This is a genomic window from Kosakonia sp. S42, from assembly GCF_016624785.1.
Classification (GTDB): Bacteria; Pseudomonadota; Gammaproteobacteria; order Enterobacterales; family Enterobacteriaceae; genus Kosakonia; species Kosakonia cowanii.
Window position 1 is genome coordinate 75899 of sequence record NZ_JACVTW010000010.1, and the last position, 16585, is coordinate 92483.

At 57.2% G+C, this 16585-nt stretch carries 15 protein-coding genes and 3 pseudogenes; 16 read left to right on the plus strand and 2 right to left on the minus strand.

The annotated features are described in order from the left end of the window. Positions 1-77 precede the first annotated feature (77 nt). The 4 genes from IAE50_RS13625 (at position 78) to tsuB (ending at position 4078) form a co-directional block, all read left to right on the plus strand. Complete coding sequence (locus tag IAE50_RS13625; protein ID WP_076770114.1) at positions 78-902, plus strand: SDR family oxidoreductase; 825 nt, start codon at positions 78-80, stop codon at positions 900-902. Positions 903-1241: 339 nt separating this feature from the next. Continuing rightward, positions 1242-2603 (plus strand): APC family permease, encoded by a 1362-nt coding sequence (locus IAE50_RS13630; protein WP_023479165.1) that lies wholly within the window; start codon positions 1242-1244, stop codon positions 2601-2603. Positions 2604-2778: 175 nt separating this feature from the next. Continuing rightward, a complete protein-coding gene (gene tsuA, locus IAE50_RS13635; protein WP_200580479.1) occupies positions 2779-3834 on the plus strand; it encodes a thiosulfate utilization transporter TsuA/YeeE in 1056 nt (351 codons plus the stop codon). A 16-nt stretch (positions 3835-3850) separates the two neighbouring features. Then, entirely contained in the window at positions 3851-4078 is a 228-nt protein-coding gene (tsuB, locus tag IAE50_RS13640) for a thiosulfate utilization sulfurtransferase TsuB/YeeD (protein WP_023479141.1), read from the plus strand. 34 nt (positions 4079-4112) lie between these two features. Here tsuB and sbcB read toward each other — a convergent pair whose 3' ends face one another. Then, the gene (gene sbcB, locus IAE50_RS13645; RefSeq protein WP_200580480.1) at positions 4113-5537 is read right to left on the minus strand and encodes an exodeoxyribonuclease I; all 1425 of its coding nucleotides are present in this window, start codon (positions 5535-5537) and stop codon (positions 4113-4115) included. A gap of 209 nt (positions 5538-5746) precedes the next feature. On the opposite strand from sbcB, the gene dacD reads away from it, so the two are divergent. The 8 genes and pseudogenes from dacD to IAE50_RS13685 all read left to right on the plus strand — a co-directional run. Further along, on the plus strand, positions 5747-6907 hold the full coding sequence (dacD, locus tag IAE50_RS13650) for a serine-type D-Ala-D-Ala carboxypeptidase DacD (RefSeq protein ID WP_042717274.1): 1161 nt from the start codon (positions 5747-5749) through the stop codon (positions 6905-6907). A 121-nt stretch (positions 6908-7028) separates the two neighbouring features. Continuing rightward, positions 7029-7502 carry a DNA gyrase inhibitor SbmC gene (gene sbmC, locus IAE50_RS13655; RefSeq protein WP_200580481.1) on the plus strand — a complete coding sequence of 158 codons (474 nt, stop codon included), beginning with the start codon at positions 7029-7031 and terminating at the stop codon, positions 7500-7502. A gap of 124 nt (positions 7503-7626) precedes the next feature. Then, positions 7627-8685, plus strand: coding sequence for an FUSC family protein (locus IAE50_RS13660; protein WP_023479166.1), 1059 nt, complete (start codon positions 7627-7629; stop codon positions 8683-8685). Between the two features lie 166 nt (positions 8686-8851). Next, complete coding sequence (locus IAE50_RS13665; protein WP_157737672.1) at positions 8852-9187, plus strand: DUF496 family protein; 336 nt, start codon at positions 8852-8854, stop codon at positions 9185-9187. A 179-nt stretch (positions 9188-9366) separates the two neighbouring features. Continuing rightward, positions 9367-9911 (plus strand): annotated as a pseudogene (cobU, locus tag IAE50_RS13670) (bifunctional adenosylcobinamide kinase/adenosylcobinamide-phosphate guanylyltransferase). Beyond that, entirely contained in the window at positions 9908-10648 is a 741-nt protein-coding gene (cobS, locus tag IAE50_RS13675; protein ID WP_200580482.1) for an adenosylcobinamide-GDP ribazoletransferase, read from the plus strand. The pseudogene cobU and the gene cobS overlap by 4 nt, the downstream one beginning before the upstream one ends. 19 nt (positions 10649-10667) lie before the next feature. Next, positions 10668-10778 (plus strand): annotated as a pseudogene (gene cobT, locus IAE50_RS26475) (nicotinate-nucleotide--dimethylbenzimidazole phosphoribosyltransferase); the annotation flags it as partial. 9 nt (positions 10779-10787) lie between these two features. Continuing rightward, positions 10788-11036 (plus strand): annotated as a pseudogene (locus tag IAE50_RS13685) (nicotinate-nucleotide--dimethylbenzimidazole phosphoribosyltransferase); the annotation flags it as partial. A gap of 151 nt (positions 11037-11187) precedes the next feature. Here the strand turns inward: IAE50_RS13685 and IAE50_RS13690 are convergent. After that, the gene (locus tag IAE50_RS13690; protein ID WP_200580483.1) at positions 11188-11499 is read right to left on the minus strand and encodes a helix-turn-helix transcriptional regulator; all 312 of its coding nucleotides are present in this window, start codon (positions 11497-11499) and stop codon (positions 11188-11190) included. 219 nt (positions 11500-11718) lie between these two features. On the opposite strand from IAE50_RS13690, the gene fusA reads away from it, so the two are divergent. The 4 genes from fusA (at position 11719) to IAE50_RS13710 (ending at position 16573) form a co-directional block, all read left to right on the plus strand. Beyond that, positions 11719-13821 (plus strand): elongation factor G, encoded by a 2103-nt coding sequence (fusA, locus tag IAE50_RS13695; protein WP_200580484.1) that lies wholly within the window; start codon positions 11719-11721, stop codon positions 13819-13821. 282 nt (positions 13822-14103) lie between these two features. Beyond that, positions 14104-14406, plus strand: coding sequence for a helix-turn-helix domain-containing protein (locus IAE50_RS13700; RefSeq protein ID WP_128482655.1), 303 nt, complete (start codon positions 14104-14106; stop codon positions 14404-14406). A 63-nt stretch (positions 14407-14469) separates the two neighbouring features. After that, positions 14470-15426 (plus strand): L,D-transpeptidase, encoded by a 957-nt coding sequence (ldtA, locus tag IAE50_RS13705; protein WP_200580517.1) that lies wholly within the window; start codon positions 14470-14472, stop codon positions 15424-15426. 121 nt (positions 15427-15547) lie between these two features. After that, positions 15548-16573, plus strand: coding sequence for an LLM class flavin-dependent oxidoreductase (locus IAE50_RS13710; protein ID WP_200580485.1), 1026 nt, complete (start codon positions 15548-15550; stop codon positions 16571-16573). Positions 16574-16585: the final 12 nt, after the last annotated feature.

Sequence of the window (16585 nt, forward strand, 5' to 3'; positions counted from 1 at the left end):
ATAGGTTCTGTGAATTGTCACTGACAGAGCGCTGGCGTAGCCTAATGGTATTCGCAGGTTGTAAGCAGGGGAGAGGCATGAAAAAAGTCGCAATTGTCGGATTAGGCTGGTTGGGGATGCCGCTGGCGCTCTCATTAACCGCGCGGGGCTGGCACGTGACCGGCAGCAAAACCACGGAAGATGGCGTCGAGGCGGCGCGCATGTGCGGTATCGAAAGCTATCTGCTTAAGCTCGAACCTGAACTGGTGTGTGACCCGGACGATCTCGATGCGCTAATGAATGTCGACGCGCTGGTGATCACGCTACCCGCCCGGCGCAGCGGCCCCGGCGAGGAGTTCTATCTGCAGGCGATGCAGGAGATTGTCGACAGCGCGCTGGCGCACCGCATTCCGCGCATCCTCTTTACCAGTTCAACCTCGGTCTACGGCGATGCGCCAGGCACCGTTAAAGAGACCACGCCGCGCCAGCCGGTGACCGCCAGCGGGCGCGTGCTGAAGGAGCTTGAGGACTGGCTGCACAATTTACCGGGCACTCAGGTCGACATTCTGCGTCTGGCAGGATTAGTTGGACCATCCCGCCATCCGGGGCGCTTCTTCGCCGGTAAAACCGCGCCGGACGGTCAGCTTGGCGTTAACTTGGTTCATCTCGAAGATGTGGTTGCCGCTATTACGCTGCTGCTGCAGTCGCCGAAAGGTGGGCACATTTATAATATCTGCGCACCCGCGCATCCGACGCGCGAAACCTTCTATCCGGCAATGGCGCGTAAGCTGGGTCTGCCAGCGCCAACCTTTACCGATTCGCCCGCAGAAAAGCGCGGCAAAGTGGTAGATGGCAGCCGCATCTGTTCTGAACTAGGCTTTGAATATCTCTACCCCGATCCGATGCAGATGCCTCTGGAGTAGGGTTTTTTAGCAAAAAATGCGATTGGCAGGATTAATGATCGAGCTGGCGTTTAAAAATCAAACGGTTAGACATCATTAATTTCTATGGCGGCCTGCATTGTATTGTCATTGTGCTTCAACCTGGTGCAGAATATGCCGCTGCAAAAAATAGAGAAGATTAACCGACGTTCAACGCGTCGGTTATTTTTTTGCAAGCAAAACGTCATTCAATAAAAGAGGCCGGGCTTCGTACCGGATAGATACACATTTAAAAACCGACAGTCGTTGTCGCTGAGGAAAGAACACAAATGGGGCAATATTTTGCATTTGCGACGGCCGCCGCCGTTCTGGGGGAAAGCCATGTCGCATAACGTTACTCCAAAAACCTCTCGCGTGGAATTACGTAAGACCCTTACGCTGATTCCGGTTGTAATGATGGGCCTTGCCTATATGCAGCCGATGACGCTGTTCGATACGTTCGGTATCGTCTCCGGCCTGACCGATGGTCATGTGGCAACCGCCTACGCGTTTGCCCTGGTCGCTATTCTCTTTACTGCCCTGAGCTACGGTAAACTGGTTCGCCGTTTCCCGTCGGCGGGCTCCGCCTATACCTATGCGCAGAAATCCATCTCCCCGGCCGTGGGCTTTATGGTGGGCTGGTCATCGCTGCTGGACTACCTGTTCATGCCGATGATCAACATTCTGCTGGCGAAAATTTACTTTGAAGCGCTGGTGCCTTCTATTCCGTCGTGGCTGTTCGTGGTGGCGCTGGTGGCCTTTATGACCATCTCCAACCTGCGCAGCATTAAGACCGTGGCGAACTTCAACACCCTGATCGTGATCCTGCAGATGGGCATCGTTGCCGTCATCGTCGGGCTTATTATCTACGGTGTGTCGCACGGCGAAGGCGCAGGCACGCTGACCAGCACCCGTCCGTTCTGGTCTGAAGGTGCGCACGTGGTGCCGATGATCACCGGTGCGACGATCCTCTGCTTCTCGTTCCTCGGCTTCGACGGTATCTCTTCGCTTTCTGAAGAGACCAAAGACGCTGAGCGTGTAATTCCGCGCGCGATCTTCCTCACCGCACTGCTGGGCGGCGTGGTCTTTATCGTGGCTTCTTACTTCCTGCAGCTCTACTTCCCGGATATCTCGCGCTTTAAAGATCCGGACGCGTCGCAGCCGGAAATCATGCTCTATGTTGCGGGTAAAACCTTCCAGTGGGGCGTGCTGATTTTCTCAAGCGTTACCGTACTGGCATCCGGTATGGCGGCACACGCGGGCGTTTCCCGTCTGATGTACGTAATGGGCCGCGACGGCGTCTTCCCGACCCGTTTCTTCGGCTACGTACACCCGAAATGGCGTACTCCGGCATGGAACGTGCTGCTGGTTGGCGCGATTGCGCTGCTGGCGATTAACTTCGATCTGGTCACCGCCACGGCGCTGATCAACTTCGGTGCGCTAGTGGCCTTCACCTTCGTTAACCTGTCGGTGATCTCCCAGTTCTGGATCCGCGAGAAGCGCAACAAAACGCTGAAAGACCACTTCAACTACCTGGTGCTGCCGGTCTGCGGCGCGCTGACGGTCGGTGCGCTGTGGGTTAACCTTGAAGAGAGCTCGATGGTGCTGGGCCTCATCTGGGGCGCGATTGGTCTGGTTTACCTGGCCTGCGTGACCCGCAGCTTCCGTAACCCGGTGCCGCAGTACGAAGATATCACTCAGTAAGATCTGCTCAGACAGATAACGAAACCGGAGGCCACGCCTCCGGTTTTTTTTCGCCTTCGCTCTTCCACCCGCCGCTAATAACAAAACACCCTATGCTAGACCATTTTGTTATTGGTTCCCGCCCGGCTGCTTGTGAATAATTTGCGATCTTGTTTTTCCGGACGCTATTACCGTTATGTTCTCAATGATTGTAAGTGGATTGATCTGCGGCGCGCTGCTCGGCTTTGTGATGCAGCGGGGCCGTTTCTGCCTCACCGGCGGCTTTCGCGATATGTACATCGCGAAAAATAACCGCATGTTTTATGCCCTGTTGATCGCGATTGCGATCCAGAGCGTGGGCGTTTTCGCCCTGATTCAGGCGGGTGTGGTGCAATATGACGCTGGCGCTTTCCCGTGGCTTGGCACCGTGGTGGGCGGCTATATTTTTGGGCTTGGCATCGTCTACGCAGGCGGTTGTGCGACCGGGACCTGGTATCGCGCCGGGGAAGGGTTGATCGGCAGCTGGATTGCGCTCTTTACCTATATGGTGATGAGCGCGGTAATGCGCTCGCCGAACGCAGCGGGCCTCAACCAGCTGTTGAAAACCTACAGCACTGAGCACAACTCAATTGCCGAGACCTTTGGCTTCTCCTTCTGGCCGCTGGTTGTGCTGCTGGTGGCGGTGACGCTGTGGGTGGTTGCCAAAGAGCTGCGCAAACCGAAGCTGAAAGTTGCCTCACTGCCGCCGCGCAGAACTGGCCTTGCACACATTCTGTTTGAGAAGCGCTGGCATCCGTTTGTCACCGCCGTGCTGATCGGCCTGATTGCGCTGCTGGCGTGGCCGCTGAGCGAAGCCACCGGGCGTATGTTTGGTCTTGGCATCACCTCGCCGACCGCCAATATTCTGCAATTTTTGGTAGTCGGACAAAGCAAGGTGCTGAACTGGGGCGTCTTCCTGGTGCTGGGGATCTTCCTGGGATCGCTGATTGCCGCGAAAGCCAGCCGCGAGTTCCGCGTGCGCGCCGCCGATGCGCAAACCACGCTGCGCAGCGGCTTTGGTGGGCTGCTGATGGGCGTCGGTGCCAGCATGGCGGGCGGCTGCTCCATCGGTAACGGTCTGGTAATGACAGCAATGATGACCTGGCAGGGGTGGATCGGCCTGGTATTTATGATCCTTGGCGTATGGACCGCGTCATGGTTTTTATATGTTCGTCCACAGCGCAAAGCGAAGCTTGCTGCGGCTGTGGCCTAAATAAACAGGAGCTGTTATGGCAGTTAAAAAACTCGATGTGGTAACGCAGGTATGCCCGTTCCCACTGATTGAAGCAAAAGCGGCGCTGGCAGAGATGCACAGCGGCGATGAACTGGTGATTGAGTTCGACTGCACCCAGGCGACGGAAGCGATTCCTCAGTGGGCGGCAGAAGAGGGGCACACCATTACGGATTACCAGCAGGTGGGTGATGCCGCCTGGAGCATCACCGTCCAGAAGGCGTAAGCCGCAGGCCCTCCCGCGCACGGGAGGGCAACGTTCAGACAATCTCTTCGGCGTACTGCCACAGCGCTTTCAACAGCGCCTGTTTCTCACTGTCCCCATCATACTGCTGGAACAACGCCTGCAGCTCTTCGGCATAGCGTTGTAAAAACTCCGGCGTAAAGATCTCGCGGCGATGCGCCAGCCAGCGCTGCTGCTCCTCTTCATCAAGCGTGCCGGGGAAGTTGCGCGCCCGGTAGTTAAACAGCAGTTTCTCAATGCGCGCATCGGCAAAGGTGATATCCAGCGCCGGTAAATTGCGCGGCTCGGTCTCAAGCAGGATTTTCATGGCGGCGCGGTCGGCATCGCTGAAAAAGCCGTTGTAGATTTGCGCGTCGACATTCTCCGATGGCACAAACGGCTCCGCTTCGGCGAAGATCGCCAGCACTTTCTCGCGTACCTGCGGATGGTCACGCAGGATCTGTAAATTATCGAGACAGCGCTGGCGGTCGATACCAAGCCGCTCGGCATCCTCTGGCCGCAGCGTGTTGGCCTGCGCCAGCACCGGGCACTTGTTCAGATGCACCAGTTTGACCGGCACCGCCGCGTCATCGCCCAGCTCGCACTTCGGCGTATAGAGGCGCTCACGCAATGCATCAGCGTCCAGCTCCAGCAGCGGCGACATATCGCCCGCCAGATCGACCATAATCACCGCGTTACGGTTTTCCGGATGCCACGCCAGCGGCGCAACCCAGCTGGTGTTGCCGCGCGCCGCGCCAAACATGCCAGAGACATGCACCAGCGGCTTCATCTGCGGCACATCAATCAGGGTCGCCAGCTTCTGCTTGCTGCGATGGCTATAGAGGTAGGCAAACAGCTTCGGCTGCTTCGCTTTCACCAGTTGTGCCATGGCGATGGTGGCATAGACATCCGCCATCGCATCGTGGGCGTTGCTGTGCTCAATGCCGTTCGCTTTGGTCAGGTGCTCAAGGCGGAAACTTGGCAGACCTTCCTCATTCTCCGGCCAATTGATCCCCTCCGGGCGCAGGGCGTAGCAGGCGCGCATCACATCCAGCAGATCCCAGCGGGAGTTGTGGTTTTGCCAGCTCCAGGCGTAAGGATCGTAGAAGTTGCGGTAAAAAATATTGCGCGTCACTTCATCATCAAAACGGACGTTGTTGTAACCCACTACGCAGGTATTTGGCACGGTGAAGAGGTCGTGAATGCGTTTGGCAAACGCCGCTTCATTTTCACCTTTGGCGCGCGCCACCTGCGGGGTAATGCCGGTGATCAGCACCGCTTCAGGCTGGGGAAGATAGTCATCGGCGGGTTTGCAGTAGAAGACTTCCGGCTCGCCGATGGTCGTGAAATCGGCATCGGTGCGCAGCGCGGCGAACTGCGCCGGGCGATCCAGCGCGGGGCTGGTTCCGAAGGTCTCGTAATCATGAAAAAGAAATGTCGGGGTTGCCGGGGAATCAGACACCAGAAGCTCATCCTGTCAGAAAGTATGCCGACTATGGTAAACCATCGTCGCCCGTGTGCCGAAGAAAAACCGCGTCAGCTTACGGCGCAACTCGCAAAAACAGGGGCTTAAAAATGATTTATGTCACATTTCTTTGCAATTTTGCCAGGTAACGACACACGAAGTTCCGTACAAAGGACGCCCCTTTCCGATGTATTGAGGATATTTCATTGAAACGCCGTTTGTTTGCTGCTTCATTGTTGGCGGTGAGCGTCCATTGCGCTCAGGCCGACGACCTCCCATTTGCCCCTCAGCCCCCAGCAGTACAGGCCGGATCATGGGTCTTGATGGACTACACCACCGGGCAAATCTTAACTGCGGGGCATGAGCATCAGCAGCGTAATCCGGCGAGTCTCACCAAATTGATGACCGGCTATGTCGTCGATCGCGCCATTGATAGCCATCGCATCAGTGCGGACGACGTGGTTACAGTCGGCAAAGATGCCTGGGCGCAGGGCAACCCGGTGTTTGCCGGCTCGTCACTGATGTTCCTTAAGCCGGGCGACCGCCTGACGGTGCGCGATCTGAGCCGCGGGCTGATTGTCGATTCCGGGAACGATGCCTGCGTGGCGCTGGCGGATCACGTCGCCGGCGGTCAGCCGCAGTTCGTGGCGATGATGAACGACTACGTGCAGAAGCTGAACCTGCGTGATACCCATTTTGAAACGGTACATGGCCTGGATGCCCCGGGGCAGCACAGCTCGGCCTACGATCTGGCGGTGTTATCGCGCGCCATTATTCACGGCGAGCCGGACTTCTATCATATGTACAGCGAAAAAAGCCTGACGTGGAACGGCATCACCCAGCAGAACCGCAACGGGCTGCTGTGGGATAAAAGCCTGAATGTCGATGGACTGAAGACCGGGCACACCTCCGGCGCGGGCTTTAACCTGATTGCCTCAAGCGTTGATGGTCAACGCCGTTTGATCGCGGTGATCATGGGCGCGGACAGCCCGAAAGGGCGTGAAGAGCAGGCGCGCAAGCTGCTGCACTGGGGCCAGCAGAACTTCGATACGGTTGAGATCCTGCGTAACGGCAAAAAAGTGGGCAGCGAGCGCGTCTGGTATGGCGATAAAGAGCAGATTGCTGTCGGCACCGATGAGGATCGCTGGCTGGTGCTGCCGAAAGCGGAGCTGCAAAACATCAAAGCGAAATATGTGCTGGACAGCAAAGAGCTGGAAGCGCCGCTTGCCGCCCATCAGCGCGTCGGTGAAATCCAGCTTTATGACCGCGATAAAGTGATTGCCAAAATGCCGCTGGTGACGCTGGAGAGCGTTGGCAAAGGCGGGCTCTTCTCCCGACTGAGCGACTACCTGCACCACAAAGGGTGACCATCGCGCGGGCAGAGTGGCAGGCTTGCGAGTCTGCTCGCATAATTGACGCGTGCGGCAAGCCTGATGGTCGCCGGGTAGATATACTGTACAGACAAACAGTAACGCGCAGGAGGTCACGATGGGCTACAAGGTTAAGCAAGCAGAGCAGCGCCGTATCGCCGGGTTTCATCTGGTGGGGCCGTGGGAAGAGAAGGTGAAGCAGGGCTTCCAGCAGTTACTGCTGTGGGTCGAGCATAACCAGATCCAGCCGCTGGAGTGGGTCAGCGTCTATTACGATAACCCCGATGAAGTGCCGCCGGAAAAGCTGCGCTGTGATGTCGCCATCACCGTTGAGCGCGACTTCCAGGTGCCTGTTAACAGCGCAGGCGTTATCACCACCGACATTCCCGGCGGTCATTACGCGGTGATGAGCGCGCGGGTCTACAACGAAGATTTTGAAGGCAGCTGGAATCTCTTTTTTGACGAGCTGTTGGGTGACACCTCGGTGCAGATTGGTGCCGGTCCCTGTTTTGAGATCTACCAGAACGATGGCAAGGGCGACGGTTTCTGGGATATCGAAATGTATATCCCCGTCGAGCCGAACGCCCACTAACGCCGGGCAGGGTAAAAAAGGCCGCGAGAGTGATGCTGGCGGCCTCTTTTTTTGTCCTGACAGGGCATTGGCAGGACAAAATACCGCTACAATTGCGCCTTTCTTTTTGACCCGGAGCCTGGCTGTGCGTCGCGACAAATCCCTCAGCCCGTTTGAAATTCGACTTTATCGCCACTACCGCGTGGTGCACGGCGTGCGCATCGCGCTGGCGTTTATTCTCACCTTTTTGCTTATCCGCCTGCTCAATGTGCCGGAGGGCACCTGGCCGTTGATTACCCTGGTGGTGCTGATGGGGCCTATCTCCTTCTGGGGCAACGTGGTGCCGCGCGCCTTTGAGCGCATCGGCGGCACCATTTTCGGCGCGGTGCTGGGGCTGGTGGCGTTAAAGCTGGAACTTTACTCTCTGCCGCTGATGCTGCTGTGGTGCGCCGCCGCCATGTTTCTCTGCGGCTGGCTGGCGCTCGGCAAAAAGCCTTACCAGGCGCTGCTGATTGGTATCACCCTTGCGGTCGTCGTGGGTGGGCCAAGCGGCGATATGCATACGGCGCTGTGGCGCGGTGGCGATGTGATTATCGGTTCGCTCCTCGCCATGCTCTTTACCGGCATCTGGCCGCAGCGCGCCTTTTTGCACTGGCGCATTCAGATGGCGAACTATGTCACGGCCTTTAACCGCGTCTACCAGGGCGGTTTCTCACGCAACCTGGTGGAGCGGCCACGGCTGGAAAAGCATCTGCAAAAAATCCTCAACGACGTGGTGAAGATGCGCGGGCTGATTACCCCCGCCTGTAAAGAGACTCATATCCAGAAAGCGATCTTCGAGGCTATCCAGACCGTCAGCCGCAATATGGTCTGCATGCTGGAGTTGCAAATCAACGCCCACTGGAGTTCGCGCGCCAGCCACTTCGTGATGATTAACGCCAGCACGCTGCAAGAGACACAGCAGATGACGCAGCAGACGCTGCTCACCATCGCTCACGCGCTCTATGAGGGCAACCCGCAGCCGATCCTGGCGAACACGGAAAAGCTTAACGATATCGTCGCCGAGCTGCGGCAGTTGATTGGCGAACATCAGGGCGATGCGGTGACGGAAACCTCCATTCACGGCTATGTCTGGCTCAGCATGGAGCTGGCGCGCCAGCTGGAGTTGTTATCGCATTTGATCTGCCGGGCGCTGCGCAAATAAACGGCTAATAACACCCTCGGGCTGCCAGGTTGTTTCGATTCAGCTATATTTGCGGTTATGATAGCCAGCAGGAAAACTTATTGTCATATGCCACTGCTTTGGGTAGGTTTGCCTCTCAGGTGATGGCCTTAACGAATCCGAATCTCAATTAATCAGGGGTGTCAAAATGGAAACAACCAAGCCTTCATTCCAGGACGTTCTGGAATTTGTGCGTCTGTTCCGTCGCAAAAACAAACTGCAGCGCGAAATTCAGGACGTTGAGAAAAAGATCCGTGATAACCAGAAACGCGTTCTGCTGCTGGACAACCTCAGCGACTACATCAAGCCGGGCATGAGCGTTGAAGCCATTCAGGGCATTATTGCCAGCATGCGCACCGACTACGAAGATCGCGTTGATGACTACATCATCAAAAACGCCGAGCTGTCGAAAGAGCGCCGCGAAATCTCTAAAAAACTGAAAACCATGGGCGAACTAAAGTCGGTCGAAAACAAAACCGAGTAAGCGCCTGCGCGGTGAGAGCCTCGTCTCTCACCGTCTTCTCTTTTCTCCATTCCCTTCCACTTTTCTTCCTCCTTTTTTCTTTATCACCCATAAAAACCAGGCCTTTCTCTGTTTGCAGAGTGGTAAAATGCGCCGCGCAGAACGCACATCAGGACGTTTAAACCTCATCAGGAGCCCGCATGTTAACGCTTGTCACCGGCGGCGCGCGCAGCGGCAAAAGCCGTCACGCCGAATCGTTAGTCAGCCACGCGCCGCGAGTGTTATATATCGCCACCGCGCAAATTTTTGATGAAGAGATGGCCGCGCGCATTGCCCATCATCGCCAGAGCCGCCCGGCACACTGGCGCACGGAGGAGCGCTGGCAGCAGTTAAGCAATATCATCACCGCGACAACGATGCGGATGAGGCGATCGTGCTGGAGTGCATCACCACGCTGGTGACTAATCTGCTCTTCGCCTTTGGCGGCAGCGACGATGCTGAGGGCTGGGATTACGCCGCGCTGGAGGCACAGGTGCAGCAGGAGATCGAGATGCTAATTGCTGCCTGCAACGCCTGTCCCTCACCGGTGGTGATGGTAACCAATGAAGTTGGAATGGGGATCGTGCCGGAAAACCGTCTGGCGCGGCATTTTCGTGATATTGCCGGGCGCGTGAATCAGCGGCTTGCGCAGGCCGCCAATGAGGTCAGGCTGGTGGTATCGGGAATTGGAGTGAAAATAAAATGATTAAGTTGTTCTTCGCCACATTGTCGTTTATCAGCCGCATTCCGGTGCCGGGCCGCTGGGTACAGGGGCTTGATGGGGCGGATTATGTGCGTGGGATCACCACTTTCCCGCTGGTCGGCCTGCTGCTCGGCGGCCTGAGCGGTCTTCTTTTCATGGTCTTGCACACCTGGTGCGGTGCGCCGCTGGCAGCGCTGTTGAGCGTGCTGGCGCTAGCGCTGCTGACCGGCGGTTTCCATCTCGATGGTCTGGCAGATACCTGCGATGGCGTTTTCTCCGCCCGCCGACGCGAGCGCATGCTGGAGATTATGCGCGATAGCCGGCTCGGCACCCACGGCGGGCTGGCGCTGGTGTTTGTGCTGTTGGCAAAAATCCTCTTGCTCAGCGAGCTACAGCTGCGCGATACGCCGATGATAGCGGCGCTGGCGGCGGCCTGTGCTGCCGGGCGCGGCTGCTCGGTGTTACTGATGTTTGGTCACCGCTACGCCCGCGACGAAGGGCTGGGCAATCTGTTTATTGGCAAAGTTTCCGGCAGAGATACCTTTGTCACCTTAATCATCACCGCACTGATAACCGTGGCGCTGCTTGGCGCGCAGGGCGTGCTGGCGCTGCTGGTCACCATGGTGGCGATTTACCTGCTCGGCTGGTTGCTCAAGCGCACCCTCGGCGGGCAGACCGGCGACACTCTCGGCGCGGCGATTGAGCTTGGCGAGGTTATCTTCCTGTTCGCGCTACTCTGATCCCTTAACGAGAGACCTGATGCAGACATTAGCGACAATATTAGCCGCCATTCCGGCTCCCGACGAAGGGGCGATGCGACGCGCGCAGCAGCATTTAAATGGGTTACTTAAACCGGTGGGCAGCCTCGGGCGGCTCGAATCGCTGGCGGCGTGCCGGATAGCGCCGCAGACGAAATCCTATTTGATTCCTTCGCATCTCTCCGCCGAAAAAGGGGCGCGTATTGCTCTTGCAGCGCTCGGTCTTGAGCCCTATCTGTCGATGTAGATGCGTTTAGGCGAGGGGAGCGGTGCGGCGCTGGCAATGCCGTTAGTGGACGCCGCATGTGCGATTCACAACAAGATGGGCACGCTGGCGGGCAGCAATATTGTGTTGCCGCCTGTGCAGTGAGGGTTGCCGGATGGCGGCTAACGCCTTATCCGGCCTACGCAAACCGAATCCATGCTGTTTGTAGGCCGGATAAGCGCAGCGCCATTCGGCACCAGTAAAAGTGCAACAGACTAATCGCTATACCGTTAGCCGCCATCCGGCAAAACGCCCCTCACTCGGCCTGCTGCATTACCTGCAACAGCGTATCCAGCAAGCCGGGAAAACAGCTATCCAGATCTTCGCGGCGCAGTGAAATCATATTCTCCCGCCCCTGCGGGCGCTGCCACACCACGCCGCTGTCGCGCAGCACGCGCCAGTGGTGGGTCATGCTCGATTTCGCCACCTCCTGCGGACGCAGCGTGTTGCAGCTCATTTCACTGCCGTCGGCCAGGCGTTTGATGATGGCCAGGCGCAGGGGGTTGCCGAGCGCAAAAAGCACATTTTCCAGGCGAAACTGCTCACGTTCAGGGTGGTTAGCGATCATACTTTTCCTGTATTAACGATGGGGCTGCGGCTGACTCAGCGGCGCTACTATACGCAAACTGCCTGTTTAACACCACGACCGCTACCCCGGATTCGCCAATCGAAAGAATAGTAAAAAATAGTTCGAATATATACGTACAGTTGTACTATGCTAAACGCCGTTAACCCACTGCGGCTCATCCGGGCCGCCAACTGACAGTCAACAGACTAAGGACGCATCATGCCCCGACCCATTCCTCTCGAACGTTATCGCAACATCGGTATCTCCGCGCATATCGATGCCGGTAAAACCACCACCACCGAGCGCATCCTGTTTTACACCGGGATGAGCCATAAGCTGGGGGAAGTACACGATGGCGCGGCAACCACCGACTGGATGGCGCAGGAGCAGGAGCGCGGCATTACCATTACCTCCGCGGCGGTAAGCTGCTTCTGGCCCGGTATGGATCGCAATTTTGAACCGCACCGTATCAACATTATCGATACCCCAGGGCACGTCGATTTCACCATCGAAGTGGAACGCTCTATGCGCGTGCTGGACGGCGCGGTCATGGTTTACGACTCGGTGGGCGGCGTGCAGCCGCAGTCAGAAACCGTCTGGAGGCAGGCCAATAAGTATCACGTTCCGCGCCTCGCGTTCGTGAACAAAATGGACCGCCCCGGCGCAGACTTCTTCCGCGTGGTTCAGATGATGATCGACCGTCTGAAAGCCAACCCGGTGCCGATTGTCATCCCGATTGGTGCTGAAGAGCACTTCACGGGCGTGGTCGATCTGATCAAAATGCGCGAAATCATCTGGGATGATCCCACGCAGGGCATGTCCTTTAGCTATGCGCCGGTGCCTGAAGAGTTACTGGAAACTGCACAAGAGTGGCGCGAAAAAATGGTCTCTGCGGCAGCGGAAGCGAACGATACATTGATGGATAAATACCTGGAAACCGGCGAGCTGGACGAAGCTGAAATTATTGCCGGTCTGCGCCAGCGCACCATCTCCGGTGAAATCCAGCCGATGCTGTGCGGCAGCGCCTTTAAGAACAAAGGTGTGCAGCGCATGCTCGACGCGGTGGTGGAACTGATGCCCTCGCCGCTGGATATTCCGGCAATTCAGGGCGTGGACGAAAGAGGCCAGCCGGCGGAACGCCATGCGAATGATGACGAGCCCTTCTCGGCGCTCGCCTTCAAACTGATGACCGACCCCTATGTCGGCCAGCTGACCTTTATCCGCGTCTACTCGGGCGTGCTGAAAAAAGGCGATGCGGTCTACAACCCGGTGAAAGGCAAAAAAGAGCGCATTGGACGTATTGTGCAGATGCATGCCAACGATCGTCACGAAGTGGATGAGCTGCGCGCGGGTGATATCGCCGCCTGTGTCGGGTTAAAAGATGTCACCACCGGCGACACGCTCAGCGATCCGGACAAGGTGATTACGCTTGAGCGCATGGAGTTCCCGGAGCCGGTGATCTCGCTCGCCATCGAGCCGAAGACCAAAGCGGATCAGGAGAAGATGGGCATTGCGCTGCAGCGGCTGGCGGCGGAAGATCCGTCATTCCGTCTGCATACGGATGAAGAGTCCGGGCAAACCATCATCTCCGGGATGGGGGAGCTGCATCTCGAGATTATCGTTGACCGCATGAAGCGTGAATTCGGCGTGGAGGCGAATATTGGCCGTCCGCAGGTCACGTACCGCGAAACGCTGCGCAAAATCGTTAAAGAGATTGAGGGCAAGTTTGTGCGTCAGTCCGGCGGTAAAGGGCAGTATGGCCATGTGGTGCTGACGCTGGAGCCTCTGGCGGCGGGAAGCGGATTTGTGTTTGAGGATGCGACCAAAGGCGGTGTGGTGCCGCGCGAGTATATCCCCTCCGTGGAAAAGGGGCTGCGTGAAGCGATGAACAGCGGCGTGCTGGCGGGCTACCCGGTGGTGGATGTGAAAGCGACGCTGACCTTCGGCTCCTATCACGATGTCGACTCTTCGGAGATGGCTTTCCGCATGGCGGCGATCTTTTGCTTTAAAGAGGGCGCACGCAAAGCGGATCCGGCGATCCTTGAACCGGTGATGCATGTCGAAGTAGAGACGCCGGAGGAGTACGCCGGGAATATTATGGGCGATCTCTCCTCACGGCGCGGCATGGTGCAGGGGATGGAAGAGCGCTTCGGTAGCCAGATTATCCGCGCCGACGTGCCGCTGGCGGAGATGTTTGGCTATGCCACTACGCTGCGATCGATGTCGCAGGGGCGTGCAACCTACAGCATGGAGTTCCATCACTATGCGGAAGCGCCGCGCAATGTGGCCGAGGAGATTATCGCCAGCCGCAGTAAAGGATAAGTTTTAACTCTTCACTTCAAACCCCGCTTCGGCGGGGTTTTTTATGCTCAATTGTTGTGCAGTGCAGTTGTTCTTTGCGCGGCTTCGCAACCTTTTTTTCCACTCTGCTGTTTTTCATCGAAAGTGTGGAAGCGCGCTTCCAGACTGCTTTTTTGGGCAGGAGAAAGCAATTTCATCAAGGCAAGATGTCAATATAGTTTTGAGTATATATAGTAAGCGATCTATATTGTCGGCGTGAGTTTACGCTGCATCTGCAGAAGATCGACAAAAGGAGTTAACGCAATGAGTAAAACATTAGAGCAATTAATTGCCGGGCAAACACCTGAGGTTGTCGCGAAGGCGCAAACCCTGGCGCAGGAGATGTTGCTTAATATTCACCTTGCTGAGCTGCGCGAGCGCGTGCAAAAAACGCAGAATGAAATGGCGCAGGAGCTGGGGCTTAAGCAGCCCACTGTGGCTGTGATGGAGAAGCAGGGGAGAGATATTAAGTTGTCGACGCTGAAACGCTACGTCGAGGCGACGGGCAGCAAGCTGCGGATCGATATTGAGTTACCTGACGGCTCCCATTATGGTTTCGCGCTCTGACAGCAGATCCCAGGAAGCCGACTATCATTAGCAGATATCCGCTTCGCCTGAGGAAAGGTTATGTTGCGTCCTGTCACACTGCTTTGCGCTTCTCTGCTGTTACTCTCGGCCCAGCCTGCGCTGGCGGTTACTTACCCGCTTCCGCCGGAAGGCAGCCGGCTGGTGGGTAGCCCGCAAACCATCACCGTGCCGCAGGGCAACACCTTTCCGCTGGAAGCCTTTGCCGCAAAATATGGGCAGGGTTTGAGCAATATGCTGGAAGCCAATCCCGATGCCGACCCCTATCTGCCAAAAGCCGGTACACAGCTGGTCATCCCGCAGCAGATCATCCTGCCTGATACCGTGCGAGAAGGTATTGTTGTTAACGTCGCGGAAATGCGGCTCTATTACTACCCAAAAGAGAGCAACACCGTTGAGATCCTGCCGATTGGTATCGGCCAGGCCGGACGCGAAACGCCGCGTAACTGGGTGACTGCCGTTGAGCGCAAACAGGCGGGTCCCACCTGGACACCGACGGCCAACACCCGCAAAGCGTACGCCGATGAGGGCAAAACCCTGCCAGCCTTTGTGCCAGCCGGGCCGGATAACCCGATGGGGCTGTACGCCATCTATATCGGTAAGCTGTATGCCATTCATGGCACCAATGCGGATTTCGGCATCGGCCTGCGCGTTAGCCAGGGCTGCATCCGCCTGCGCAATCAGGATATTAAATATCTGTTCGATAACGTGCCGGTCGGCACCCGCGTGCAGATTATCGATGAGCCGGTAAAAGTGAGCCGCGAGCCGGACGGCAGCAGCTGGGTCGAAGTGCATGAGCCGTTGTCGCGCAACCGCGCAGAGTTTGAATCGACGGCAAAAGTGCCTCTGCCCGCCACGCCGGTACTCAATAGAATCGTAAAAGAGGCGGGCGCAGATGCAGGCCAGGTGGCGATGGCGCTGGAGAGACGTTCAGGTATGCCGGTAAAAATCGGCGCGTCAGCTGTGAACAACAGCGAAATGCGAGGTATTGAGCGGATGTAAAAGCGGGCAGCGCAATTGCTCAATTAATTTGAATGTTATTGTTAAATCAATGTTATTTCTTCTTATGGCGTAAAGCGTAGAGTAGGGGGCACTTACGATTTGCTGAACGAAGGACGACGCCATGAAGAAGATCGGCTTTTTATCATTTGGTCACTGGACCCCCTCGCCGCAGTCCGGCACCCGCTCCGCGGCTGACGCGCTGCTGCAATCAATCGATCTGGCGGTCGCCGCAGAAGAGCTGGGTGCAGATGGCGCTTACTTCCGGGTGCACCATTTCGCCCGCCAGCTCGCCTCGCCGTTCCCGCTGCTCGCCGCCGTCGGCGCCAAAACCAGCCGCATTGAGATTGGTACTGGCGTGATCGATATGCGTTATGAAAACCCGCTCTATATGGCGGAGAGCGCCAGCGCGGCGGATCTAATTTCCGGTGGTCGTTTGCAGCTTGGCATCAGCCGTGGTTCGCCGGAGCAGGTGATTGATGGCTGGCGCTATTTCGGCTATCAGCCCGCCGAGGGCGAAAATGAGTCCGATATGGCGCGACGTCACACCGAAGTGCTGCTCGATGCGCTGCGCGGTGAAGGGTTTGCTAAACCCAACCCGCAACCGATGTTCCCCAATCCGCCGGGTTTGCTGCGCCTGGAGCCTTACGCAGAAGGTTTGCGCGAGCGCATCTGGTGGGGCGCAGGCTCCAATGCCACCGCGGTGTGGGCGGCGAAACTGGGGATGAATCTGCAAAGTTCGACGCTGAAAGATGACGAAACGGGCGAGCCGTTCCACATTCAGCAGGCGCAGCAGATCCGCGCTTATCGGGAGGCGTGGAAAGCCGCCGGTCATACGCGGACACCGCGCGTCTCCGTTAGCCGCAGCATCTTTGCCCTGATGAACGACCGCGACCGCGCCTACTTTGGCTGTAGCCGCGACGACGACGACAAAATCGGTTTTCTTGATGAGAAGACGCGGGCGATTTTCGGTCGCAGCTATGCCGCAGAGCCGGACAAATTGATTGAACAACTTAAGCGAGATGAAGCGATTGCCGAAGCGGATACCCTGTTACTGACGGTGCCTAACCAGCTTGGCGTTGACTATAACGCCCACGTTATTGAATCAATTTTGAAACATGTTGCGCCTGCGATGGGCTGGCGCAGCTAATCAGGACGCCCT